This window comes from Streptomyces sp. NPDC006552 (assembly GCF_040611655.1).
Taxonomy (GTDB): domain Bacteria; phylum Actinomycetota; class Actinomycetes; order Streptomycetales; family Streptomycetaceae; genus Streptomyces.
This window is the reverse complement of sequence record NZ_JBEXOS010000010.1, coordinates 42,603-66,686: the sequence shown is the minus strand read 5'-3', so window position 1 is coordinate 66,686 and position 24,084 is coordinate 42,603. Positions and strand designations below refer to the sequence as shown.

Genomic DNA, 24,084 nt, shown 5'->3' with positions numbered 1-24,084 from the left:
CTCCGTCCGTACGGTGCGCACCATGACTACGAAGACTGATGCGCAGCCCGACGCCGCCGAGCGGAAGGAGAACGAGGAGGCCGTCGAGGCGACCGAACCGACGACCACGACCGGTCAGACCCCCACGGTCCCTGACAATGCCGTCACGGACACCGCTGCCACGGACACCGCTGTCACGCACACCGCCGTCGCCGGGGGAGCTACGGACGACGCGGACGAGGACGTGACCGACGAGGAGCTCCTTGCAGCGGAGGAGGCCGCCGCGCGCCCGTCCGGCGTCGGGCAGGGCGCGGGCGCCATCGTCTCGGTCGGCCTCGGCGTCATCGCCCTCAGCGGCAGCTGGCTCGGCACCGTCGCCTCGGCCCGCGAGTCGCTCATCGGTCAGCTCAACACCGCGCAGACCGCCGGCGTCGCCAAACAGGTCTCCGAGGTCTACGGCGACTCCTGGCACGCCGCCGCCCTCGTCGGCGGTGTCTTCGCCCTCGTCGCCCTGGTCGTAGGCGCCTTCGTCCTGGCCAAGCCCGCGTTCGGCGCGCCCGGCAGGCCGCAGGCGGCCTGGATCAAGTCCACCGCGTGGGCGGGCGTCTCCCTCGGCGTCCTCGGACTGCTGCTCGCCGTCGCCAAGTACTCGGACCTGATCCTGGGCCTGCCCAAGACCAGCTGACCCCGGCGGACCCGAACCCCGGACCCGAACCCCGGGCCGGGTCCGCACCGCCCCGGGGCGCAAGGCATCTGAGGCCCGGCTGCCCCGAGGCACCCGCTGCCTTACGCCCTGCGGTGCTCATGGCCCCTCGGCCTAAGGCACCTGAGGCCCCGCCTAAGGCACCCCCGTCCTCGAACATGCGGCACTCTCCCGATGTGGCGCACCCCCCTGGCACACGAGAGTTGAGGCATCGCGGAGAACGCTCCGCGAGAACCGCAGACGATCGTCACCAGGGAGACGAGATGTTCGAGTACGAACTGCACCAGGCCCGCACCGCCGAACTCATCGAGCGGGCGGATGCCTACCGGCTGGCCCGCGCCGCCACCAAGGCCCGCCGCGCCGCCCGCCGCTCGGCCCGCCACGAGGCCGAGAGGCGGGTGAGGACGGGCGGACTGCGCCGGCACCGTGCCCCGCGTGCGGCATGAGCACGGCCCCCGGTCCCGGGAGAACGCACCCGACGACAGGCCCCGGGCAGACCCCGGAGGAACCCGCGAAGCAGTCCACGGGGGACCGCGTGAGGAAGGCCGCGGGGGACCTCATGAGGAAGGCCGCGGGGGACCTCATGGGGAAGGTCACGGGGGAGGCCGCGGGGGACCTCATGGGGAGGTCCACGGAGGAGGGCGGACCGCCCGTCCTCCTCCGCTTCCCCGCCCCCGTCCACGGTGCGGAAAACGAGGCCGCACCCTCGTATCCGTGTGCGATGCTCGGCCCTGTGAAGACCAGGTCCGTCAGCCCGGTGTTCGTCGGCCGCGCCGACGAACTCGGCATACTGCACACCGCGCTCGCGCGCGCCGTCGACGGCGTGCCTCAGGCGCTCCTGCTCGGCGGCGAGGCCGGGGTCGGCAAGACCCGGCTCGTCGAGGAGTTCGCCGCCGCGGCCTGCCGGCAGGGCGCGGTCGTCGTCACCGGCGGATGCGTCGAGATCGGCGCCGACGGACTGCCCTTCGCCCCCTTCTCCAGCGCCCTGCGTGCCCTGCGCCGGGCCCTGCCCGACGCCTTCGACACCGCGGCCGCCGGCCAGGAGGACGAACTGGCCCGGATGCTGCCCGAGTTGGGCGACCACGCCCTGCGGCGCCTGCACGAACGCGGTGACGAGACCGCCACCGCCCGCCTCTTCGAACTCACCGCCCGCCTCCTGGAACGCGTCGCCGCCGACCACACCCTCGTCGTCGTCCTCGAAGACCTGCACTGGGCCGACGCCTCCACCCGCCACCTCCTCGCCTACCTCTTCCGCACGTTGCGCAGCGGCCGCCTCGGCGTCGTCGCCACCTACCGCGCCGACGACGTGCACCGCCGCCACCCGCTGCGCCCCCTGCTCGCCGAACTCGACCGGCTGCGCACCGTCACCCGCATCGAACTCGGCCGCCTCAGCCGCAGCGAAGTGGCCCGCCAGGTCGCCGGCATCATGGCCGCGGAGCCCGACCGGGCCCTCGTCGACGACATCTACCGACGCTCCGACGGCAACGCCTTCTTCGTCGAGGAACTCGCCGTCTCCGCCGCCGAGGGCTGCGCCACCGGCCTCACCGACTCGCTGCGCGACGTCCTCCTCGTCCGCGTCGAATCGCTCCCGGAGTCCGCCCAGCGCGTCGCCCGGATCTGCGCCGAGGGCGGCTCCACCGTCGAGTACCCGCTGCTCGCCGCCGTCGCCCGGCTCGGCGAGGACGACCTCATCGAGGCCCTGCGAGCCGCCGTCGGCGCCAACATCCTGCTCGCCACCGAGGACGGCGACGGCTACCGCTTCCGCCACTCCCTGGTCCGCGAGGCCGTCAGCGACGACCTGCTGCCCGGCGAGCGCTCCCGCCTCAACCGCCGCTACGCCGAAGCCCTGGAGGCCGACCCGGCCCTCGTGTCCGCCGACGCCCGCGCCATGCGCCTCGCCACCTACTGGTACCACGCCCACGACCCGGCGAAGGCCCTGCCCGCGGTCCTCGGCGCCTGCGTCGAAGCCCGCCGCCGGCACGCCTACGCCGAGCAACTCCGGCTCCTCGAACGGGCGATGGAGCTGTGGGACGGAGCGCCGCAATCCATCCGGGCCACCCTCCACGTCGGCGACTACGCCGACTCCTATCCGGCCTACGGCTGCGACCCCGCCACCACACCGCTCGGTTACCTCGACCTGATGGGCGAGGCCTCCGTCGCCGGCCGCCTGTGCGGGGAGCGGGAACGCGCCCTGAAGATCAGCAAGCGCGCCGTCCGGATCCTCGACGAGGCCGCCGCTCGCGGCGAGGGCGACCCCTTGCGCGCCGCCTGGTTCTGGATCGAGCGCTCCCGCATCAGCTCCCACGCCGGCCGCGGTGACGGCTGGGACGAGATCGCCACCGCGCAGCGGTTGGTCCGCGGACTGCCGCCGTCCGCGGTCCACGCCCTGGTCCTCACGCACGTGGCCGCCTGGGGCATGCTGCACAGCCCCGGCGCCGAGACCCTCGCCGCCGCCGAACGCGCCGTCGAGTACGCGCGCATGGTCGGCGACGAGGAGACCGAACTCCACGCCCGCCTCATCCTCGGCGGTCTCCTCGTCGACGCGGGCGACATCGAGCGGGGCTTCGCCGAGATGTACACGGTGCGCGACCGCTCCACCGAGATCGGCCTGATCGCCCGCCTCAACAACGTCAACGTCAACCTGCCCTCCTGCCTCGAAGGCGTCGGCCGCTCCGAAGAGGCGCTGCGCATCTGCGACGAGGGCATCGCCCTGTCCCGCCGCTACGGCCTCACCGACAACAGGGGCTGGGTCCGCTCCAACCAGGCCGAGTCCCTGATCTCCCTCGGTCGCTGGGACGAGGCCGTCGAGGCCGCGGAGTGGACCCGCCGCTCCGCCCTGAGCGGCAGGCCGCGCGGCAGCTCCTGCGTGCACCTCGCGACCGTCTCGCTGGACCGCGGCGCGCTTCAGGAAGCGGCGGACCATCTCGCCGCCGCCCACAAGCACTACGGCACCCACGACCCGATGCCGCAGTACACCCTTCCCCTCGCCCATCTCACCCTCGCTCTCGCCACCGCCCAGGGCCGGCTCCCCGACGCCCGCGCCGCACTCGAACGCGTCGTCACCGCCGGCCTCCCGCCCTCCATGCACCGCTACATCTGGCCCCTGCTGCGCACCGCCGCCGCCGCGGAGGCCGACGCCCGCGGCCTGCCCGCCGCCGACACCGGCCGCGCCGAGACCCTCGAACGGCTCCGGGACGCGGCCAAGCGCCAGGCCACCCCGGCCCCCGTCTGGCAGGGCCACGAACAGTGGGTCCGCGCCGAAATCCTGCGCGCCGAAGGCCGCGACACCCCGGACGACTGGTCCGCCACCGTCCCCCTCTTCGAACCCCTGGGGCGCCCCTACGACCTGGCCCGCGTCCGCTTCCGCCTCGCCGAGTCCCTCCTCCTCTCCGCCGCCCCGGGCACCGGCCCCGGCGAGAGCGACCGCGACCGCGCCACCGAACTGCTCCGCCTCGCCGGCGCCGTCGCCGACCACCTCGGCGCCCGCCCGCTCGCCGAGTCCGTCGCCCTGCTCGCCCAGCGCGCCCGGCTCAGCCTCACCCCCTCCGTGCCGCCCCAGGACGCCCCGGCCGACCCCGCCGGGGAGCTGGGCCTCACCAGCCGTGAACGGGACGTGCTGCGCCTGGTCGCCGACGGCGGCAGCAACCGCCAGATCGCCGCGGAACTCTTCATCTCCCCGAAGACCGTCAGCGTCCACGTCTCCAACATCCTCGCCAAGCTCGGCGTCGCGGGCCGCGGAGAGGCGGCCGCCCTCGCCCACCGCCTGCGCCTCTTCCCGGAGCAGCCGGTGCCGGTCCCGGCTGCGGTGCCGGTGCCGAGTGCGGTGCTGGTGCCGCCCGGGGGTTCGGCCTGAGCCCTGCCGGCTCAGGCCGAGGACTCCGACGGGCGCTCCCGTACGCTGAACGGGAGGCTCGGTTCCGACGCCCACCGGGAGGCGCGGTGTTCAACATGTTCGAGGAACTGTTCGCGCCCGGCCGCAAGCACGCTAACGACGAGCGCAAGCGCTTGGAGCTGACCCGGGTCGACCTGAACGACGGTGACCCCGGCCGCGGCCCCATAGACCTCTCCTCCGGCAAGGTCGTCGTCCGACCCCCGCACCAGACGGAGGGGGAGCCCGAGGATCTGCCGGGGCCTGAAACCGGGGCGGGAGCGGAAGCCGGTCCGGGGTCCGAAACCGATTCGGGAACCGCAACCGATCCGGTGCCCCCGCCGGGCTGACCGCCCCCCGGGCTGTCTCTCGGGAAGGCGGCGACCGGAACCCGTCAGCTCACCTTCAGCTCCAGGATGCGGTCGTCCCCCTTGCTCGGGGTGCCCCGCGTGTCCGTCTCGCTCGTCACCAGCCACAGCTTGTCCCCACCCGCGGCGACCACCGTGCGCAGCCGCCCGTATCTTCCCTTCAAGAACTCCTGCGGCTCATGGGCCGCCTTCGTGCCGTCCAGCGGGATGCGCCACAGGCGCTCCCCGCGCAGGCCCGCCATCCAGATCGAACCCTTGGCGTAGGCGATGCCGCTGGGGGAGGCGTCAGCGGTGTGCCACTGCGCGACCGGGTCGTGGTACCCGGAGTCGCCGCTCTTGCCCTCGGCGTCCGGCCAGCCGTAGTTGTCGCCCGCCACGATGTTGTTCAGCTCGTCCCAGGTGTCCTGGCCGAACTCCGAGGCCCACAGTCGCTTGTCCGTGTCCCAGGCCAGGCCCTGCACATTGCGGTGCCCGTACGAGTACACCGGCGAGTTCCCGAACGGGTTGCCCGGTGCCGGCTCGCCCTCCGGGGTGAGCCGGAGGATCTTGCCGCCGGGGGACTTCTTGTCCTGCGCGTACTGGGTCCGGTAGGTCTCGCCCGTGCCCACGTACAGCAGGTCGTCCGGGCCGAACGCGATCCGCCCGCCGTTGTGGTTCGTGCCCTTCGGGATGCCCTTGAACACCGTGTCCGGAGCGCCCAGCTGCTCGCCGGCGGGCTTCTTCTCGTCGTACAGCATCCGCGCGACGCGGTTGTCCGACTCCGTCGTGAAGTACGCGTAGACCATGTGGTCCGAGGCGTACGACGGCGAGAGCGCGAGGCCCAGGAGGCCTCCTTCGCCGGCCGGGGCCACGCCGGGGACCGCGCCGAGTTCCGTCTTCTTCCCGGTCGCGGTGTCAACGCGGGTGATCGTCCCCTCGTCCCGGGACGAGACCAGCAGGCCCCCCTCGGGCAGCGACGCCAGACCCCACGGCGACTTCAGGCCATCGGCGACGGTGCGGCCGACGGTCACCGAGCCCTTGGCCGGCGGGACGACGTCGCTGGGCTTCGAGGAGGTGGCCGAGGCGCCCGCTTCGCTCCTGCTCGGCGCGGACGACGGGTCTCTGCTCGCCCGCCCGTCGGCACCGGAGGAGCACCCTGCCGTGAACAGGAGCGCGGCACAGGCGGCCACGGTCAACGCGGGCCGCACAGCTTGACGTTGCACGATCAGGTCCCTTCGACGCGACGGTTCTACCGTTCATACACCGCTCACGCCCCGCAGGTTCCCGCCCCCGCCGACCGGACCCGAACCGGTCGCGATGCCCCGGCCGCCTCCGGCCCGATCCTCGGCCCCCGCCCGGCTCCGTCCCGCCCGGCTCCGCCCCGGCCGTGACTCCGCCGCCGACCGAATCCGTCCACCCCCGCCGCCCGAATCCGCTCCACCCCCGCCGACTGAACTCGGGGCGGCCGAGGCTCGCCCCCCCCGGCCCTCACCCGCTCCTCAGTCCCAAGACCCCTGCGCCCGCGGCAACCCCGCTATCTCCGCCAGATCCGCCCCGGTCAGCACAAGATCCGCGGCCCGCGCGTTCTCCACCGCCCACCGCTCGTGCTTGGCCCCCGGCACCGGCACCACGTTCCGTCCCTGCGCGAGCACCCAGGCCAGGGCCACCTGCGCCGGGGTCACCGTCGCGCCGTGGCGGGCCGCGACCCGGCGCAGCCCGGCCACGATCGGCTGGTTCGCCGCCATCATCTCCGCGGTGAACCGGGGGTGGCGGGCCCGCGCGTCGTCCGGCTCGAACCCCTGCCCCGGCGTCAGCGTCCCGGTGAGGAACCCGTTGCCCAGCGGCATCGCCGCCAGGAATCCGACGCCGCGCACCGCGCACCACGGCAGCAGCGACGCCAGCGCCTCGGGCGACCACACCGACAACTCCGCCATCACCGAGCTCACCGGGAACACCTGCTGGATCCGCTCCAGCTGCCGAATCGTTCCGGCATGGAGCCCGGCTCGGCCGCCGCGGCGCGTGGTCCGCGCTCCCACCGCGCACAGCCCGAGCGAGCGCACCTTCCCGGCCCGCACCAGTTCCGCCATCGCGCCCCAGGTCTCCTCGACCGGGACCTCCGGATCCGCCCGGTGCAGCTGGTAGAGGTCGATGACGTCCGTCTGGAGCCGGCGCAGCGACGCGTCGCAGGCGCGCTTCACATAGCCGGGGCGGCCGTTGGCCACGATGTGCTGTTCGCCGACGAGCAGCCCGACCTTCGTCGACACGAACGCGTCCGCGCGCCGTTCCTTCAGGACCCGGCCGAGCAGCAGTTCGTTGGTGAACGGCCCGTACATGTCCGCGGTGTCGACCAGGGTGCAGCCCCGGTCCAGAGCGGCGTGCACGGTGCGCAAGGACTCCTCGCCCCGCCGCCGTGAGCCGGTGTAAGCCCAGTTCATCGGCATGCAGCCGAGCCCGACCGCCCCCACCTCGAGCGCCGCCGCCCCGATCGCCTTGCGCTCCACCTGCCCGTGACCCTCCCTGTCTATGGCCACCAACCTAACCTCTGCACGTCGGCGCGGCTGACATAGCCTCCTGACCATGACTGGTGATGTATGGCTGCCCTTCCGCGCCGACGAGATCCCGGGCCTCCCGAAGGGCCTCGACTACCGCTACTGGAACGGCGAGCCGGACTTTCCCGCGGACCCGGCCGACTGCGCGTACTACGTCGTCCCCTACATGAAGGGCGCCGAGGTCGCCGTCCGGCCGCTGCCCCGGATGACGTCGGTGCGCGCGGTGCAGACCCTCTCCGCCGGCGTCGACCACGTACAGGGCGGTCTCAAGTACCTTCGTCCCGGCGTCGAGTTGTGCAACGCGCGCGGGGTGCACGACGCCAGTACCGCCGAACTGGCCCTTACGCTGATCCTCGCCTCCCTGCGGGGCATCCCCGACTTCGTGCGCGGGCAGGACCGCGGGGAGTGGCGTTCCGGATTCCGTCCGGCTCTCGCCGACAAGAACGTCCTGATCGTGGGCTACGGGGCGATCGGCTCCGCCATCGAGGACCGGCTCGTGCCCTTCGAGGTCGCGCGGGTGGCGCGGGTCGCACGCTCCGCGCGCACCACGGAGCGCGGGCCCGTGCGCCCGCTCGCGGACCTGCCGGAGCTGCTGCCCGACGCCGACGTCGTCATCCTGGTCACTCCGCTCACCGAGGAGACCCGCGGCCTGGCGGACGCCGAGTTCCTCGCGCGGCTCAAGGACGGGGCGCTCCTGGTGAACGTCGGGCGCGGCCCCCTCGTCGACACCAAGGCGCTCCTGGCCGAACTGGAGAGCGGCCGCATCACCGCCGCCCTCGATGTCACCGATCCTGAACCGCTGCCCCAGGAGCACCCGTTGTGGCAGGCTCCCGGAGTACTCGTCTCCCCGCATGTCGGCGGGCCCACCTCCGCCTTCCTGCCGCGGGCCAAGCGGCTCCTCGCCGCCCAGCTCACCCGTTTCGCGACCGGACAACCGCTCGACAACGTGGTCCACACCATCAGCTGACCCAGGGGCGCCGGGGGCCTCACCGGCCACCCCCGTACGGCAGTTGGCGTGCCGGTGCGCACGCTCCGCGCCCGTCCGGACGCACCGCGTACCGCCATCGTCGCTGGTCGTCACGGAGAGTAGAGCAACTATGTCCCTGAGTGACGAGTCTGGTGTATCGTCCCGACTGGGGCAGCGCCGCGCAGCACGCGGCGCCGGGGACGGATGACGGACTGCGAGGGGGGCGACGGGCGATGCACGGCCTATGGGTGAACAATCCGACGTGGCGGGGCCGCCGACGGCGACCCTCGCGCACGCTGCTGCGCGGACGCAGTCCGGGCTGCCGCAGGAACCATCCGCACCGCGGCGGAGCCCGTGGCGGCCGCAGAAGGCATCCGCATACCGGACCGGGCAAGCGGGACGCCGGCGCGGCCCGACGGACCGAGGCGGCCTGGTGACCGCCCAGTCGACGGAGACCGCCCCGATGGGAGCCCCACTGCGCACCGGGCTGCCGGTCCTGCCGCGCGCTCCGCGGCGCACGGTGGGCGCGGGACCGCAGTTCGTGCTCACCGTCCTGTGCGGGGCGTACGCCGCGGGATCGGCGCTCGGCTGGGGCAGTGAGGAAATCGCCCTGTTCATGGGGGACTTCGGGCTGAGCATCGCGGCCGCGGTCGCCGCGGTGTCGAACTTCTTGTACGCCCGCCGCCGGCGCAGCCGCTTTCGAGCCGCCTGGCTCCTGTTCGCGCTCTCCTCCCTGATGGCGGCGGTGGGCAACGGCGTATGGGGCTGGTACGAGGTCGTCCTGCGGGTGCCCGTGCCGACGCCGGGCCTGGCCGACCTCTTCTTCCTCTGCTTCGCGCCGCCCGCGATCATCGGCCTCCTCGTCCTCGCGAAGCGGCCCGTCACCAAGGCCGGATGGATCTGCCTCGGCCTCGACGCCTGGCTGATCGCCGGGTCGCTCGTCACCCTTTCGTGGAGCCTCGCCCTCGCGCACACCGCCGAGTCCGAGGGACAGAGCGTCACCCGCACCGCGCTCTCGCTCACGTACCCGCTGCTGGACATCGCGCTGGTCAGCATGGTGCTCGCGCTGCACTTCCGGCGCTCGTCCGGCAACCGCACGGCGGTGAACACCGCGATCGGCGCGCTCGCCCTGACGGTGATGTGCGACGCCCTGTTCACCTCGCCGCTGCTGCACGCCAGTTACCGCTCCGGGGAGATTCTCGACGCGGGCTGGTTCGCCGGGTCGCTGCTGCTCGCGTACGCCCCGTGGGTGAGCCCCCTGGGCGGGGCGGCCACCGAGGAGCGAGCGCCGGGCCCCGGCGGGCGCTATCAGGTCAGCCACACCCGGCCCATCTCCGGTTCGCTGGCCGCGCTCACCCCGTATCTGGCCGCGGCGGTCTGCACGCTGGGGATCCTCTACAACGTGTTGAACGGCCACAGCGTGGACCGGGTCGTCCTCTTCACGGCCTGCACCGTGGTCCTGGCCCTCGTCGTGCGCCAGGGCATCATGCTCCTCGACAACATCACGCTCACCCAGGAACTGGCGCAGAAGGAGAACCACTTCCGCTCCCTGGTGCAGGGCTCCAGCGACGTCATCATGATCGCCGCTCCGAACGGGATCCTGCGTTACGTGAGCCCGGCCGCCGCCGGGGTCTACGGACGCGACGCGGAGGAACTGGTCGGCTCCGAGCTCGCCACGCTCATCCACCCCGAGGACCTCGGGCGGGTGGTGCACGAGATCCGCAGGTTCCTCGCCGCGAGCCAGGTCGAGGAGCCCACCACCCGCATCGAATGCCGCTTCCGCTCCGGCACCGGAGCCTGGCTGAACGTGGAGTCCACGATCAACCGCCATCACGGCGGTCTGATCCTCAACAGCAGGGACGTCACCGAGCGAGTGCGCCTCCAGGCACAGCTCCAGCACAACGCCGAGCACGACCCGCTCACCGACCTGCCCAACCGCGCCCTGTTCACCAAGCGGGTCGGCCAGGCGCTCAACGGGCGGCGGGCCACCGACCGGGGCACGGCAGTGCTCTTCATCGACCTCGACGGCTTCAAACAGGTCAACGACACGATCGGCCACCAGGCGGGCGACGAACTGCTCGTACAGGCGGCAAGAAGGCTGGCCGACTCCGTACGGTCCGGAGACACCGCGGCCCGGCTCGGCGGTGACGAGTTCGCGGCGCTCATCGTCGGCGACGGGGGCCGCGACCACACCGCCAGGGAGCAGCAGATATACGAGCTGGCCGACCGGCTCAGAATCACCCTCTCCCAGCCCTACACGATCGACGGGCACAAGGGCGTCCGGGTCGCGGCCTCCATCGGCGTCTCGTTCGCGGAGCCCGACATCTCGGCGGGCGAGCTGCTGCGCAACGCGGACCTGGCGATGTACCGGGCCAAGGCCGGCGGGAAGGACCGGGTCGAGCTGTACGCGCCGCAGATGCAGGCCGACGTCGTGCGCAAGGCGGAGCTGTCCACCCGGCTGCGCACGGCCCTGCACGAGGGCCAGTTCGCGCTGCTGCACCAGCCGATCGTCTCTCTCGACGACGGCCGGATCACCGCGGTCGCCGCGCAGGCGCGCTGGCGCTCGTCGCAGGGCCTCCTCTTCACGCCCGGCGAGTTCCTGCGCGTGGCCGACGACGGCGAGCGCACGGCGGAGCTGGGGCGCTGGATGCTGGAGGAGGCCGTCGCGCAGGCGGCCGAGCGCGGCCGCAGCGGACAGGCGACCCCGGTGGCCGTGCGGATGAGCGCGCGCCGGCTCCTGGACCGCGCCATGCCGCTCGGCTCCGTCGAAGGGCTGCTGACGCGGCACGGGCTGCCTTCCGGCGCGCTCGTCATCGAGCTGGCCGACAGCGATCCGCGCGTCCCGCTCGACGAGCTGGAGCGGCGTCTGACGGCGCTGCGCCGGCTCGGCGTCCGGATCGCCCTGGACGGCTTCGGCAGCGGCTACGCGGCCATCACCGCGCTGCGCCGGCTCCCCGTGGACGTCCTGAAACTGGACCGCTCGCTCGTCGAGGGCGTCGTCGAGTCCGCGCGGCTGCACAAGATCACCAGCGGGCTGCTGCGGATCGCCGGGGACCTCGGGCTCGCGTCCGTGGCCGACGGGGTGGACCTGCCCGAACAGGTGCGGGCGCTACGGGCGATGGGGTGCACGCACGGCCAGGGGATGGCGTTCTCCGGGCCGCTCGACGAGTACCGGCTGCGCCGCGCGCTGGCCTCGGGGGAGTACGCCGTACCCGGGGACATGGCCGAGCCGGCGCTGGCCGGAGCGGCCGGGGGGCGCTCACATAATGAGACTCCCGTCCCACCCACTTGACACGCCCGGTGCGCCGGGGGGAGGGTCAGTGCCATGCGCACCCGAATTCTCGTACTTGGAAAGCGCGTCGGCTGAAGCCGGGATCCAGCGGTGGGACCACCGCGATCCCCGGCACCCGCTCCCGGCGCGCTCCCCTCGCTTGCCTCACGGCACGAGGGGTTTTTTGTTGCACCGGACCAGCCGCGCAGCTTGTAGCACCCCCGCACAACCCTCGCAAAAACCCTCAGCATCGAGAAGAGAATGCCGATGACCGAGCAGGCCACCGGGGCCCACCATCCGCAGCCGCGGCCCCGTTCCGGAGGACAGTCCGCCCCTGTCGAGCACGTCACGGGTGCGAAGTCCCTCATCCGCTCGCTTGAGGAGGTCGGGACCGACACCGTATTCGGCATTCCCGGCGGCACGATCCTTCCCGCGTACGACCCGATGATGGACTCGAGCCGGGTGCGCCACGTGCTCGTCCGTCACGAGCAGGGCGCGGGGCACGCGGCGACGGGGTACGCGCAGGCCACCGGCAAGGTCGGAGTGTGCATGGCCACCTCGGGTCCGGGTGCGACCAACCTGGTGACGCCGATCGCCGACGCGATGATGGACTCGGTGCCGCTCGTCGCGATCACCGGCCAGGTCGTCTCCAAGGCGATCGGCACGGACGCCTTCCAGGAGGCGGACATCGTCGGCATCAGCATGCCGATCACCAAGCACAACTTCCTGGTCACCAAGGCCGAGGACATCCCGAAGACGATCGCCGAGGCGTTCCACATCGCCTCCACCGGCCGTCCGGGCCCCGTGCTCGTGGACATCCCCAAGGACCTGCTGCAGGCGCAGACGACGTTCTCCTGGCCGCCGCAGATGGACCTGCCCGGCTACCGCCCGGTGACCAAGCCGCACGCCAAGCAGATCCGCGAGGCCGCGAAGCTCATCACCAGTGCGAAGCGGCCCGTCCTGTACGTCGGCGGCGGCGTCCTCAAGGCCCGGGCCACCGCCGAGCTCAAGGTCCTCGCCGAGCTGACCGGAGCGCCCGTCACCACCACGCTGATGGCGCTCGGCGCGTTCCCCGACAGCCACCCGCTGCACGTGGGAATGCCGGGCATGCACGGTGCGGTCACCGCCGTCACCGCGCTGCAGAAGGCCGACCTGATCGTCGCCCTCGGCGCCCGCTTCGACGACCGCGTCACCGGCAAGCTGGACAGCTTCGCCCCCTTCGCCAAGATCGTCCACGCCGACATCGACCCGGCGGAGATCGGCAAGAACCGCGCCGCCGACGTGCCGATCGTCGGGGACGCCCGCGAGGTCATCGCCGACCTGATCCAGGCCGTCCAGAAGGAGCACAGCGAGGGCCACACCGGCGACTACGCCGCCTGGTGGAAGGGGCTCAACCGCTGGCGCGAGACCTATCCGCTCGGCTACGACCAGCCCGCCGACGGCTCGCTCTCCCCGCAGCAGGTCATCGAGCGGATCGGCCAACTCGCCCCCGACGACACGATCTTCGCCGCGGGCGTCGGCCAGCACCAGATGTGGGCCGCCCACTTCATCCAGTACGAGAAGCCGGCCACCTGGCTCAACTCGGGCGGCGCCGGGACCATGGGCTACGCGGTCCCCGCCGCGATGGGCGCCAAGGCCGGCGCCCCCGGCAAGCCGGTCTGGGCGATCGACGGCGACGGCTGCTTCCAGATGACGAATCAGGAGCTCACCACCTGCGCCCTGAACAACATCCCGATCAAGGTCGCCATCATCAACAACGGCGCCCTCGGGATGGTCCGCCAGTGGCAGACGCTCTTCTACAACCAGCGCTACTCGAACACCGTGCTGCACGCGGGCCCCGAGGGTGACACGCCCCCCAACAAGGGCACGCGCGTCCCGGACTTCGTGAAGCTGTCCGAGGCGATGGGCTGCTACGCCATCCGCTGCGAGCGCCCCGAGGACCTCGACAAGTGCATCGAGGAGGCGAACTCGATCAACGACCGGCCGGTCGTGATCGACTTCATCGTCCACGAGGACGCCATGGTCTGGCCGATGGTCGCCGCCGGGACCTCGAACGACGAGGTCATGGCCGCGCGTGGCGTCCGCCCCGACTTCGGCGACAACGAAGACGACTGAGAGCCGGAACGGAAGAGGGAACCCGCACCATGTCCACCAAGCACACGCTCTCCGTCCTGGTCGAGAACAAGCCCGGCGTGCTCGCCCGGATCACCGCTCTGTTCTCCCGCCGCGGCTTCAACATCGACTCGCTCGCCGTGGGCATCACCGAGCACCCCGACATCTCCCGCATCACCATCGTCGTGAATGTCGAGGGACTCCCGCTCGAACAGGTCACCAAGCAGCTCAACAAGCTGGTCAACGTCCTGAAGATCGTCGAACTGGAGCCGGGCGCCGCCGTCCAGCGCGAGCTGGTGCTCGCCAAGGTCCGCGCCGACAACGAGACGCGCTCGCAGATCGTCGAGATCGTCCAGCTGTTCCGCGCCAAGACCGTGGACGTCTCGCCCGAGGCGGTCACCATCGAGGCCACCGGCTCCAGCGACAAGCTGGAGGCGATGCTCAAGATGCTGGAACCCTTCGGCATCAAGGAGCTCGTCCAGTCCGGGACCATCGCGATCGGCCGCGGCGCGCGCTCCATCACCGACCGGAGCCTGCGCGCGCTCGACCGCTCGGCCTGAGACCGGCCCGACCCCGGTCCCGCCCGCATGGCGAGACCCGAAAACTTCCCGTCCTTCTCCCGCCGTACGGTGGGACGCAACACCAGCACACAAGGAGAACCCCAGTGGCCGAGCTGTTCTACGACGACGACGCCGATCTGTCCATCATCCAGAACCGCAAGGTCGCGGTGGTCGGATACGGCAGCCAGGGCCACGCCCACGCGCTGTCCCTGCGCGACTCGGGCGTCGACGTGCGCGTCGGTCTGCACGAGGGCTCCAAGTCCAAGGCGAAGGCCGAGGAGCAGGGCCTGCGCGTGGTCACCCCCGCCGAGGCGGCGGCCGAGGCCGACGTCATCATGATCCTGGTCCCGGACCCGCTCCAGGCCAAGGTCTACGAGGAGTCCATCAAGGACAACCTGAAGGACGGCGACGCGCTGTTCTTCGGCCACGGCCTGAACATCCGCTACGACTTCATCAAGCCGCCGGCCGGCGTCGACGTCTGCATGGTCGCCCCCAAGGGCCCCGGCCACCTGGTGCGCCGCCAGTACGAAGAGGGCCGCGGCGTGCCGTGTATCGCGGCGGTCGAGCAGGACTCCACCGGCAAGGCCTTCGAGCTGGCGCTCTCCTACGCGAAGGGGATCGGCGGCACCCGCGCCGGCGTCATCAAGACGACCTTCACCGAGGAGACCGAGACCGACCTCTTCGGCGAGCAGGCCGTCCTGTGCGGCGGCACCGCCGCGCTGGTGAAGGCGGGCTTCGAGACGCTGACCGAGGCCGGCTACCAGCCGGAGATCGCGTACTTCGAGTGCCTGCACGAGCTGAAGCTCATCGTGGACCTCATGTACGAGGGCGGCCTGGAGAAGATGCGCTGGTCGATCTCGGAGACCGCCGAGTGGGGCGACTACGTCACCGGCCCGCGGATCATCACGGACGCCACCAAGGCCGAGATGAAGAAGGTCCTCGCCGAGATCCAGGACGGCACCTTCGCCAAGAACTGGATGGACGAGTACCACTCGGGCCTGAAGAAGTACAACGAGTACAAGACGCAGGACGAGAACCACCTCCTGGAGACCACCGGCAAGGAGCTGCGCAAGCTCATGAGCTGGGTGGACAACGAGGAGGCGTAAGCCCTCCGGGGACGGGGCCGCGGCACACGCCGCGGCCCCGTTCTCCATAGGCGGTCCACGCCGTTGTCCATGGCGTCCAGCCACGGACGGGTGATCCTTCCAGGGAGGCGCAAGCCCGCCCCCCTCGCGCCACTACACTGCTGAACTACATTCGCGTCGGGCCCACAGCGTCGTGCGTCTTTCACGCGGCTAGCCACCTCCACCGCTTGCGGCCGTCGGGACGGCCGTCCGCATTGGGACTTGTGAGGACTCACGTGAGCACTGCTGACACCGGCAAACCCGTCGTACTCATCGCCGAGGAGCTGTCGCCCGCCACCGTCGACGCCCTGGGCCCGGACTTCGAGATCCGCCACTGCAACGGCGGGGACCGCGCGGAGCTGCTGCCCGCCATCGCCGACGTCGACGCGATCCTGATCCGCTCGGCCACCAAGGTCGACGCCGAGGCGATCGCCGCCGCGAAGAAGCTGAAGGTCGTCGCACGAGCCGGCGTCGGCCTGGACAACGTGGACGTCTCCGCCGCCACCAAGGCCGGCGTGATGGTCGTGAACGCCCCGACGTCGAACATCGTGACCGCCGCCGAGCTCGCCTGCGGCCTGCTCATCGCCACCGCGCGCAACATCCCGCAGGGCAGCCAGGCCCTCAAGGGCGGCGAGTGGAAGCGCAGCAAGTACACGGGTGTGGAGCTGGCCGAGAAGACCCTCGGTGTCGTGGGTCTGGGCCGCATCGGCGCCCTCGTCGCCCAGCGCATGTCGGCCTTCGGCATGAAGGTCGTCGCCTACGACCCGTACGTGCAGCCCGCGCGGGCCGCGCAGATGGGCGTGAAGGTCCTCTCCCTCGACGAGCTGCTCGAGGTCTCCGACTTCATCACCGTCCACCTCCCGAAGACGCCCGAGACCCTCGGTCTCATCGGTGACGAGGCGCTGCACAAGGTCAAGCCGAGCGTGCGGATCGTGAACGCCGCGCGCGGCGGGATCGTCGACGAGGAGGCGCTGTACTCGGCGCTCAAGGAGGGCCGCGTCGCCGGCGCCGGCCTGGACGTGTACGCGAAGGAGCCCTGCACGGACTCCCCGCTCTTCCAGTTCGACCAGGTCGTCTGCACCCCGCACCTCGGCGCCTCGACCGACGAGGCGCAGGAGAAGGCGGGCATCGCCGTCGCCCGGTCGGTGCGGCTCGCGCTCGCCGGCGAGCTGGTGCCGGACGCGGTGAACGTGCAGGGCGGGGTCATCGCCGAGGACGTCAAGCCGGGCCTGCCGCTCGCCGAGCGCCTCGGCCGCATCTTCACCGCGCTCGCCGGTGAGGTCGCGGTCCGCCTCGACGTCGAGGTGTACGGCGAGATCACCCAGCACGACGTGAAGGTGCTCGAACTCTCCGCGCTCAAGGGCGTGTTCGAGGACGTCGTCGACGAGACGGTCTCGTACGTGAACGCGCCGCTGTTCGCGCAGGAGCGGGGTGTCGAGGTCCGGCTGACGACGTCGTCCGAGTCGCCCGACCACCGCAACGTCGTCACGGTGCGCGGCACCCTCGGCGACGGCCAGGAGGTCTCGGTCTCCGGCACGCTCGCCGGCCCCAAGCACCTGCAGAAGATCGTCGCCGTCGGCGAGTACGACGTGGACCTGGCGCTCGCCGACCACATGGCCGTCCTGCGCTACGAGGACCGTCCCGGTGTCGTCGGCACCGTGGGCCGCGTCCTCGGCGAGGCGGGCATCAACATCGGCGGCATGCAGGTCGCCCGGGCCGATGTGGGCGGCGAGGCGCTGGCCGTGCTGACCGTCGACGACTCGGTCCCGCAGAGCGTCCTCACCGAGGTCGCCGCCGAGATCGGTGCGACGTCGGCGCGCTCGGTCAACCTGGTCTGACGCACGACCGGCAGGCGCCGGACGCCCGTACGGCACACGAGGGCCGGGCCACCCACGGGTGGCCCGGCCCTCGTGTCGTGGCGGGCGCTCAGCCGGAGGGGCTGGTCTCCGGCTCGATCAGGCCCTCGCGGTAGGCGATGCCCACGGCCTCGGTGCGGCTGGCGGCGCCCAGCTTGGCCAGGATGTTCGAGACGTGGACGCTCGCCGTCTTGCCGCTGATGAACAGCTCCTCACCGATCTGGCGGTTGGTCCGACCCCGGCCCAGCAGCCGCAGTACGTCGCTCTCGCGGGCGGTCAGCGCGGCGATCCGCTCGCCGTCGGGCCCGTCGCCGAAGCCGCCGCGCCGGGCCAGTGCCGCCAGCGCCTCGCACAGCGGCGCGGCGCCGAGCCGTACGGCGGTCTCCCGGGCCGCGCGGAGCTGCTCCGCGGCCTCCTCGCGGCGCTCCGCGACGAGCAGCGCCTCCGCGAGCCGTCGCCGGCACCGGGCCAGCTCGTACGGCTCGCCGTAGCCGAACGCCGTGACGGCCTGCTCCCAGGCGGTGACGGACGGGCCGTTGGCGGCCCGGGCCTCCTCGGCCTCCGCGCGCGCCAGCCACGCCTGGCCCTCGGGTCCCTGGCCGGTGCCGTCCTCGCCCCGGGCCGCCGTGGACCGGGCCAGCCCCACCAGGTCGGCGGCGGTCCCCGTCCAGCGGCCGAGCGCTTGCGTGTCGCCGGCCAGGCGGGCCTCCCCGGCGGCGTCGGCGACCGCGGAGAGGGTCAGCGCGGCCAGCCGCACGAAGGCGTCGGGCCGCTCGGAGCCCGCGCCGTCCGTGAGCCGCTCGACCGCGGCCCGCATCGTGCGGACGCAGTCCTCGGCGTCGCCGCGCAGCGCCGCCGCGTCGAGGAGGACGATGTTCGCGACGAGCGCCGCCATCCAGTCGCCGTCCGGGGAGAGCAGGGCGCGGGCCCCGACCACGGCCGCCTCGAACTCGCCGCGCGCCAGGGCGACGTAGAGGGCGGGCGCGGTGGTGAAGGCGACGGCGGCCGGGAGCAGTGCGGCGTCGGCCTCGGCGGCCCGGGTGCACTCGTCCCAGCGGCCCAGCGTGTAGAGCAGTACGGAGCGCAGGTAGCGCAGTTCCAGGGCGTAGGGCGAGGAGAGGAGGCCGGCGCGGCGGGCGCGGTCGAGGCCGTCGGCGAGCCAGGTCAGGCCGGCGTCGAGGTCGCCGGACTCGTAACAGCCGAGGCCGAGGTTGTACAGCGCCCGCATCTCCACCGGGAGGTTGGCCGCGGCCGCGGCCAGTTCGCGGGCGCGCACCAGGCGCTCGCGGCCCTGCGGTGTGCGCCGGTTGTGGGTCTCCAGGCCGACCAGCGAGATCAGCAGGTCGGCCTGGGCGTCGGCGAGTCGCAGCCGCTCGGCCACGTCCAGGGCCTGCCGGGCGACCCGCTCGGCGTCCTTGTCGCGCCCCACGTACCGCGCGGCCATGACGTGCGTCGCCGCCGCCCACACCCAGGTGGCGGAGGGCGGTTCGGCCGGGATCAGGGCGAGCGCCTCGCTGCTGTACGTGTACGCCGCTTCGAGGTTGTCGATCCGCATCAGGTTGCCCGCGAGGGTGTAGCGGACCCGGGCGGCGAGTTCGGAGCCGGTGTCGGAGCCGACCTGGGCGAGCGCGGAGCGGGTGAGCTGGACCGCGCGGTGCGGTTCGCCGGTGCGGGCGGCGGCGGCCGAGGCGCGCAGGGTGAGCGTGACCGGGTCGGTGCCGGCGGGGCGTACGGCGTCGTCCACCGCGCTCCACAGGTCGAGCGCGGTCTCCAGGTGGCGCAGCTCCTCGGCGGGGGCGCCGACGCGCTGGGCGTGGTCGGCGGCTTCGAGGGAGGCGGCCAGCGCGTCGGGCAGGTCGTGGCTCGCGCGCGAGTGGTGGGCGCGCTCGGCCGCGCTCTTGGCCTGCCGGCCCTCCGCGGAGAGCAGGCGGGCGAAGATCCGGTGCAGCCGGACCCGTTCGCCGGGCAGCAGGTCCGCGTACACCGCCTCCCGGGTGAGGGCGTGCCGGAACGAGTACGTCGCGTCGTCGTCGGGCAGCAGCAGCTGGCGCCCGACGGCCTCGCGCAGCGCCGACTCCAGCTCCTCCTCCGGGAGTTGGACGGCGTCGCGCAGCAGGTCGTGGCTGACGCGGCGGCCCGCGACGGCCGCCGTGCGCAGGACCTGCTGGGCGGTCTCGGGGAGTTGCTCGATGCGGATCAGCAGGACGTCGGCGAGGCCGCCCAGGGCCTCGGGCCCGGTCTGCGGGCCGGCCGCGCCGGGCGCGTCGTCGCCGGGCAGGGCGGCGAGCAACTCCTCGGCGTAGAAGGCGTTGCCCTCGGCGCGGTCGACGATGCGGCGGACCGTGCTGTCGGGGACGGGGCCCGTGCGCTGCGCGCGCACGAGCCGGGCCACGTCCGCGTCGGCCATCGGGCGCAGTTCGATGCGGTCGACGGCGGGCAGCCGGACCAGTTCGGCCAGCAGGGGGCGCAGGGGGTGGCGGCGGTGCAGGTCGTCCGCGCGGTACGAGCCGAAGAGCGCGAGGCGGTGCGGGGGGCCGCCGGGGGCGGGCCGTTGCAGGACCCCGCGGCTGAGCAGGAAGCGGAGCAGGTCGCGGGAGGACCGGTCCGCCCAGTGCAGGTCCTCGATGACGAGCAGGAGCGGGGTCGCGGCGGCCAGGTCGGCGAGGAGCCCCGCGACCCCCTCGAAGAGCTGGAGGCGGCTGTCGGGGTCGGGCGCGGTGCCGGTCCCCGGTGCCGCGCCGATCAGCCGGTTCACCGCGGGGCGGCCCGCGAAGGTCTCGGCGAACCGGGGGTCGGCGGCCGCCGCGCCCAGGATCTCCGTGAACGGCAGGTACGGCAGGCCCACGTCGCCGAGGTCCACGCAGTGGCCGGTCAGGACGGTCATGCCGGTGGCGGCGGCGTGTGCGGCTGCCTCCGTCAGGGTGCGGGTCTTGCCGACGCCGGCGTCCCCGCCGACGAGGACGGCGCGCGGCTCGCCGGCCGCGGCTCGCTCCAGGACGCCGGTGAGCCGGGCGAGTTCGCCCGCCCGGCCGATGAACGGCGTATCGAATGTCTGTGGCACCGGGCCATCCTGGCATGCGGGGTGGGGGTTGCTCGCGCAGTTCCCCGCGCCCCTGAAAGGCGGTTCGTCGGCTGCCGGCCGGTGGGGCTTCTCGCGCAGTTCCCCGCGCCCCTGAGGGGCCTGCGCCCCAGGGGCGCCGATGAGATGGCGCACGTAGTGCGCATCTCAGGGGCGCGGGGAACGGCGCGCGCAACCACGACGGCGCGTCAGCCGGAGTCTCTTCCGGGGCGCGAGCAACCACCACGGCGGTGCCTCTGTCGAGCGGGGCTCAGGCGCTCGCGGCGCCGGGCCCCGCCGCGTCCGACCCGCACGCCAGCTCCCCAGACCCTTCGGCGGGACCCGTGGCAGCGGCCCCCGCCCCGCGCAGCGCCACCGCGGCCAGGAGCGCCCCCGCCAGCAGCAGGACCGCCCCCGCGGCCGACGCCGCCTGCATGCCGTCGGTGAAGGCCTCCCGGGCCGTCGCCGTCAGGGCCCGGGCCGCGTCGCCGGGCAGGTGGCCCGCCACCGCCAGCGCGCCGCCCAGCGTCTCGTGGGCCTCGGCCGGGGCGCCGGCCGGGATGCCGTGACGGTAGACCGCCGTGCCGATGGAGCCGAGGACGGCCATGCCGAGCGCGCCGCCGAACTCGGCGCCGGTCTCCAGCAGGGAGGCCGCCGCGCCGGCGCGGGCGGCCGGGACGGTGCCGAGGGCGAGATCCATGAGCTGGGACATGACGGTGACGATGCCGGCGGCGAGGACCCCGGCGCCGGCCAGGACGAGCCACAGGGAGCTGGTGCCGGCGCCGGCCAGCAGGGCGTAGCCGCAGGCCGCCACGGTGAAACCGCCGGCCACGACATGGGCGCGGTGCACCCCGCGCCGGACGAGCCCCGCGGCGACCGGTGCCGCCGCGCCGACCAGGACCGTGGGCAGCAGCGACCAGAGCGCGGCCGCCATGGAGCTCTTGCCGAGCACGGACTGGAGGTACTGCGTGGTGAACAGGGCCGAGCCCATCATGCCGAACGTGGACAGGAGGTTCAGTGCGACGGCGGGGGCGAACCCGCGGCCGCGGAAGAGGGCGGGGGAGATGAGCGGGGACGCCGCGGTGCGCTGGCGGTGCACGAAGAGGGCGGCGAAGAGCAGGCCCACGGTGATCGAGACGACGTACCGCACGTTCCAGCCCTCGGACGGGATCTCCTTGACGCCGTAGATGACGGGCAGCACGGCGGCCAGCGAGAGCGGCACGCTGAGCAGGTCGAAGCGGCCGGGCTCGGGGTCCTTGGACTCCGGGAGCAGGAACGGGCCGAGGACCAGGAGCAGCACCATCGCGGGCAGGTTGACGAGGAAGACCGAGCCCCACCAGAAGTACTCGACGAGGACGCCGCTCATGACCGAACCGAGCGCGACGCCACCGGTCATGACGCCGGACCACAGGGCGATCGCCTTCGCCCGCTGGCCGGGGTCGGTGAACATCGTGCGGACGAGCGCCATGGTCGACGGCATGAGGGTCGCGCCGCCGACACCGAGCAGGGCGCGGGCGGCGATGAGCGTCCCGGCGCTGTCGGCGTAGGCGGCCAGGACGGAGGCGGCGCCGAAGGCGGCGGCGCCGGTCAGGAGCAACTTGCGGCGGCCGATCCGGTCACCGAGCGCGCCCATGGTCATCAACAGTCCGGCCAGCACGAAGGCGTAGATGTCGAAGATCCACAGCTGCTGCGTGCCGCTCGGCTCCAGGTCCGCGCTGATCGCGGGGACGGCGAAGTAGAGGACGGAGACGTCCATCGAGACCAGGAGCAGCGGCAGCATCAGGACGCCCAGAGCGGTCCATTCGCGGCGCCCGGCACGGGAGTCGGGGGGTGCGGTGGTGGTCGGCGGGTTCGTCATGCCCGGAACTGTACGAGCGTCTTATACGGTTGTCTAGTACGCACGTATAAGACGGTTGTCTGGGGGCTGGGTAGGGTGACGGCATGGGACACCGCGAGGATCTGCTCGAAGGCGCCAAGCGCTGCCTGCTGGAGAAGGGGTTCGTGCGCACGACCGCGCGCGACATCGTCCGGGAGTCGGGGACCAACCTGGCCTCCATCGGCTACCACTACGGCTCGAAGGACGCGCTGCTCGCCCAGGCGTACGTGGCCCTCGCCGAGAGTGCCTCGGACGAGTGGGGCGCGCCTCAGGAACTCCCGGGCGCCGACGGCTCGTTGGAGCGTTTCAAGGCCGTCATCGCGGGCATCACCGAGAGCCTCGGCAGGCCCGGCTCCATCTGGCACCTGAGCATCGAGCTGGTGACGATGGGGGACAAGCTGCCGACCGTGCGCGCGGACCTCGCGGCGGCTCAGCGCGAGGCGGGCCGCGGCTTCATCGGCATGATCATGGGCGGCGCGGAGCCGCCCGCCGACGACCCGAGCGTGGACACCCTCGGCAAGTTCTTCTCCGTCCTGGTCCTCGGCCTGATCGCACAGCACACCTTCGACGCGGAGTCCTCGCCGAGCGCCGGGGAACTCACCGAGGGCCTGCGGCAGCTGCTGGCCGCGGCGCGCCCGTGTAGGGTCCACGACTCGATGAGCACTGGCCGCTGTGGGAACGCGCAGTTCCACGCCTGACGGGCACTCGTTCTATCGGCGTTGCGTGAGCAATCGCCACCCTCCGAGCACCTTCGCGGTAACGGTGCGTGGGGACGGCGGGTAGGGCGGGTACACGCCGAGTTCGCGCCCAATGCGGTTCAGCCAACCGGCACCGTGCCCACCGGATCAAGGTCAAGGCAGATCTTGCTCAGCCAGTCTCCGAGCACATGCTCGCCGGTAAGGGTATCGGCGGAGCCGCGGAAGATGCAGGTAGCGGACATGGATCAGCCGATCTGGGATGGGTCCGATGCGACCCACGCCGGGGGTGGCTGTGTGATGCGCGCACGAACCGCTCGACGTCGAATCGGCGCACGCGCAGCCGCCGTTCGGCGGTCTCCAGCTGCTCATCGGTGAACAGTTCCCGGTACCACGGCAGCACGTGCGCCTCGACAGGCATCTCCAGCCGTCCGTTTTCCCAGAGGGTGGTGAAGCCGTCCGAAGCGTCCCGACCGCGTAGTAACTGGCGGGCGGCTTCGGCACTGCCCAGTTCGCCGACCATCTGCATGAAGCAGGTCGCGCTGTAGCCGATCTCCCGCTTGAGGCGCTCCACGTCAAGGACCATGTCCCGGTGGAGCTGCCGTTCCGCCTCGCTGCTCACGACGTCCCCCGGATGCTCTGGAGGAACTTCCCAGAGCCGTCATCCAGCACCCAGAACGACCAGCCGTTGCGGTTAGGGCTGACCCCAGGCTTGTAGTGCGCCACCACGGCGCGGGCCGCACCGGTCGGCGACTTGAAGCTCTGCCCACTGAGCGGCCCCGACGTGATGTCGATGCGCGTCGTCCTCGGGTCGTAGCGGCCCTGCGTGCGGTGTCCCTCGTAATCCGCGTACACCGTCACGCCGCTCGCCGCTTCGGGCTGCTCCGTCTTCTCCTTCGCGGCAGCCATGGGCATGCTGGCGACGGACACCAGCCGTGCCACCACCTCGCCTGCCGTACAACCGCTGATGCGAGCCGCGAACTCCAGCGACTGGTAGGTCTGTGTGTCGACCTCGACTGTCTCAGTCATGGCGTCTCCTCTCTCTAATTGGAGCGTATCAACAAGAAAGGAGATTAAGTAAGCAAACTGAGAGAACAGAGGATGGCCCCGGCGGTCGAC

The 24,084-nt window shown here is 72.5% G+C and carries 17 protein-coding genes; 11 read left to right on the top strand and 6 right to left on the bottom strand.

What is annotated here, in order from left to right:
• The first annotated feature begins 22 nt into the window (after nt 1-22).
• From ABZY33_RS08950 to ABZY33_RS08935, 4 genes are all read left to right on the top strand, one after another.
• The gene (locus ABZY33_RS08950) at nt 23-664 is read left to right on the top strand and encodes a hypothetical protein (protein WP_356490829.1); all 642 of its coding nucleotides are present in this window, start codon (nt 23-25) and stop codon (nt 662-664) included.
• A 281-nt stretch (nt 665-945) separates the two neighbouring features.
• A complete protein-coding gene (locus tag ABZY33_RS08945) occupies nt 946-1,128 on the top strand; it encodes a hypothetical protein (RefSeq protein ID WP_356490828.1) in 183 nt (60 codons plus the stop codon).
• A 275-nt stretch (nt 1,129-1,403) separates the two neighbouring features.
• Nucleotides 1,404-4,535, top strand: a complete 3,132-nt coding sequence (locus ABZY33_RS08940) for an AAA family ATPase (protein ID WP_356490827.1) — start codon at nt 1,404-1,406, stop codon at nt 4,533-4,535.
• An 86-nt stretch (nt 4,536-4,621) separates the two neighbouring features.
• Nucleotides 4,622-4,900 (top strand): DUF6191 domain-containing protein, encoded by a 279-nt coding sequence (locus ABZY33_RS08935; protein WP_356490826.1) that lies wholly within the window; start codon nt 4,622-4,624, stop codon nt 4,898-4,900.
• A gap of 44 nt (nt 4,901-4,944) precedes the next feature.
• Here the strand turns inward: ABZY33_RS08935 and ABZY33_RS08930 are convergent, their stop codons facing one another.
• Both ABZY33_RS08930 and ABZY33_RS08925 read right to left on the bottom strand, forming a co-directional pair.
• A complete protein-coding gene (locus ABZY33_RS08930; protein ID WP_356490893.1) occupies nt 4,945-6,126 on the bottom strand; it encodes a PQQ-dependent sugar dehydrogenase in 1,182 nt (393 codons plus the stop codon).
• Nucleotides 6,127-6,396: 270 nt separating this feature from the next.
• Nucleotides 6,397-7,398 carry an aldo/keto reductase gene (locus tag ABZY33_RS08925; RefSeq protein ID WP_356490892.1) on the bottom strand — a complete coding sequence of 334 codons (1,002 nt, stop codon included), beginning with the start codon at nt 7,396-7,398 and terminating at the stop codon, nt 6,397-6,399.
• Nucleotides 7,399-7,474: 76 nt separating this feature from the next.
• On the opposite strand from ABZY33_RS08925, the gene ABZY33_RS08920 reads away from it, so the two are divergent.
• The 6 genes from ABZY33_RS08920 to serA all read left to right on the top strand — a co-directional run bounded on the left by ABZY33_RS08920 (nt 7,475) and on the right by serA (nt 17,318).
• On the top strand, nt 7,475-8,413 hold the full coding sequence (locus tag ABZY33_RS08920; RefSeq protein WP_356490825.1) for a 2-hydroxyacid dehydrogenase: 939 nt from the start codon (nt 7,475-7,477) through the stop codon (nt 8,411-8,413).
• Between the two features lie 463 nt (nt 8,414-8,876).
• Complete coding sequence (locus ABZY33_RS08915; RefSeq protein WP_356490824.1) at nt 8,877-11,705, top strand: EAL domain-containing protein; 2,829 nt, start codon at nt 8,877-8,879, stop codon at nt 11,703-11,705.
• Nucleotides 11,706-11,951: 246 nt separating this feature from the next.
• On the top strand, nt 11,952-13,799 hold the full coding sequence (locus ABZY33_RS08910; protein ID WP_356490823.1) for an acetolactate synthase large subunit: 1,848 nt from the start codon (nt 11,952-11,954) through the stop codon (nt 13,797-13,799).
• Nucleotides 13,800-13,828: 29 nt separating this feature from the next.
• Nucleotides 13,829-14,356 (top strand): acetolactate synthase small subunit, encoded by a 528-nt coding sequence (gene ilvN / locus ABZY33_RS08905; protein WP_356490822.1) that lies wholly within the window; start codon nt 13,829-13,831, stop codon nt 14,354-14,356.
• Nucleotides 14,357-14,460: 104 nt separating this feature from the next.
• Nucleotides 14,461-15,462, top strand: coding sequence for a ketol-acid reductoisomerase (gene ilvC / locus ABZY33_RS08900; RefSeq protein ID WP_356490821.1), 1,002 nt, complete (start codon nt 14,461-14,463; stop codon nt 15,460-15,462).
• 254 nt (nt 15,463-15,716) lie between these two features.
• Nucleotides 15,717-17,318 carry a phosphoglycerate dehydrogenase gene (gene serA / locus ABZY33_RS08895; RefSeq protein WP_356490820.1) on the top strand — a complete coding sequence of 534 codons (1,602 nt, stop codon included), beginning with the start codon at nt 15,717-15,719 and terminating at the stop codon, nt 17,316-17,318.
• 88 nt (nt 17,319-17,406) lie between these two features.
• Here serA and ABZY33_RS08890 read toward each other — a convergent pair whose 3' ends face one another.
• Entirely contained in the window at nt 17,407-20,397 is a 2,991-nt protein-coding gene (locus ABZY33_RS08890) for an AAA family ATPase (protein ID WP_356490819.1), read from the bottom strand.
• Nucleotides 20,398-20,665: 268 nt separating this feature from the next.
• Entirely contained in the window at nt 20,666-22,252 is a 1,587-nt protein-coding gene (locus tag ABZY33_RS08885; protein ID WP_356490818.1) for an MFS transporter, read from the bottom strand.
• Between the two features lie 83 nt (nt 22,253-22,335).
• Here ABZY33_RS08885 and ABZY33_RS08880 point away from each other — a divergent pair, with 83 nt between their 5' ends.
• Nucleotides 22,336-22,968, top strand: coding sequence for a TetR/AcrR family transcriptional regulator (locus ABZY33_RS08880; RefSeq protein ID WP_356490817.1), 633 nt, complete (start codon nt 22,336-22,338; stop codon nt 22,966-22,968).
• Between the two features lie 169 nt (nt 22,969-23,137).
• On the opposite strand, the gene ABZY33_RS08875 is transcribed toward ABZY33_RS08880, so the two are convergent.
• On the bottom strand, nt 23,138-23,587 hold the full coding sequence (locus tag ABZY33_RS08875; protein ID WP_356490816.1) for a hypothetical protein: 450 nt from the start codon (nt 23,585-23,587) through the stop codon (nt 23,138-23,140).
• Nucleotides 23,584-23,994: a hypothetical protein gene (locus ABZY33_RS08870; protein WP_356490815.1), complete on the bottom strand. Its 411-nt coding sequence runs from the start codon at nt 23,992-23,994 to the stop codon at nt 23,584-23,586. Before ABZY33_RS08870 ends, ABZY33_RS08875 begins: the two co-directional genes overlap by 4 nt.
• Between the last annotated feature and the right edge of the window lie 90 nt (nt 23,995-24,084).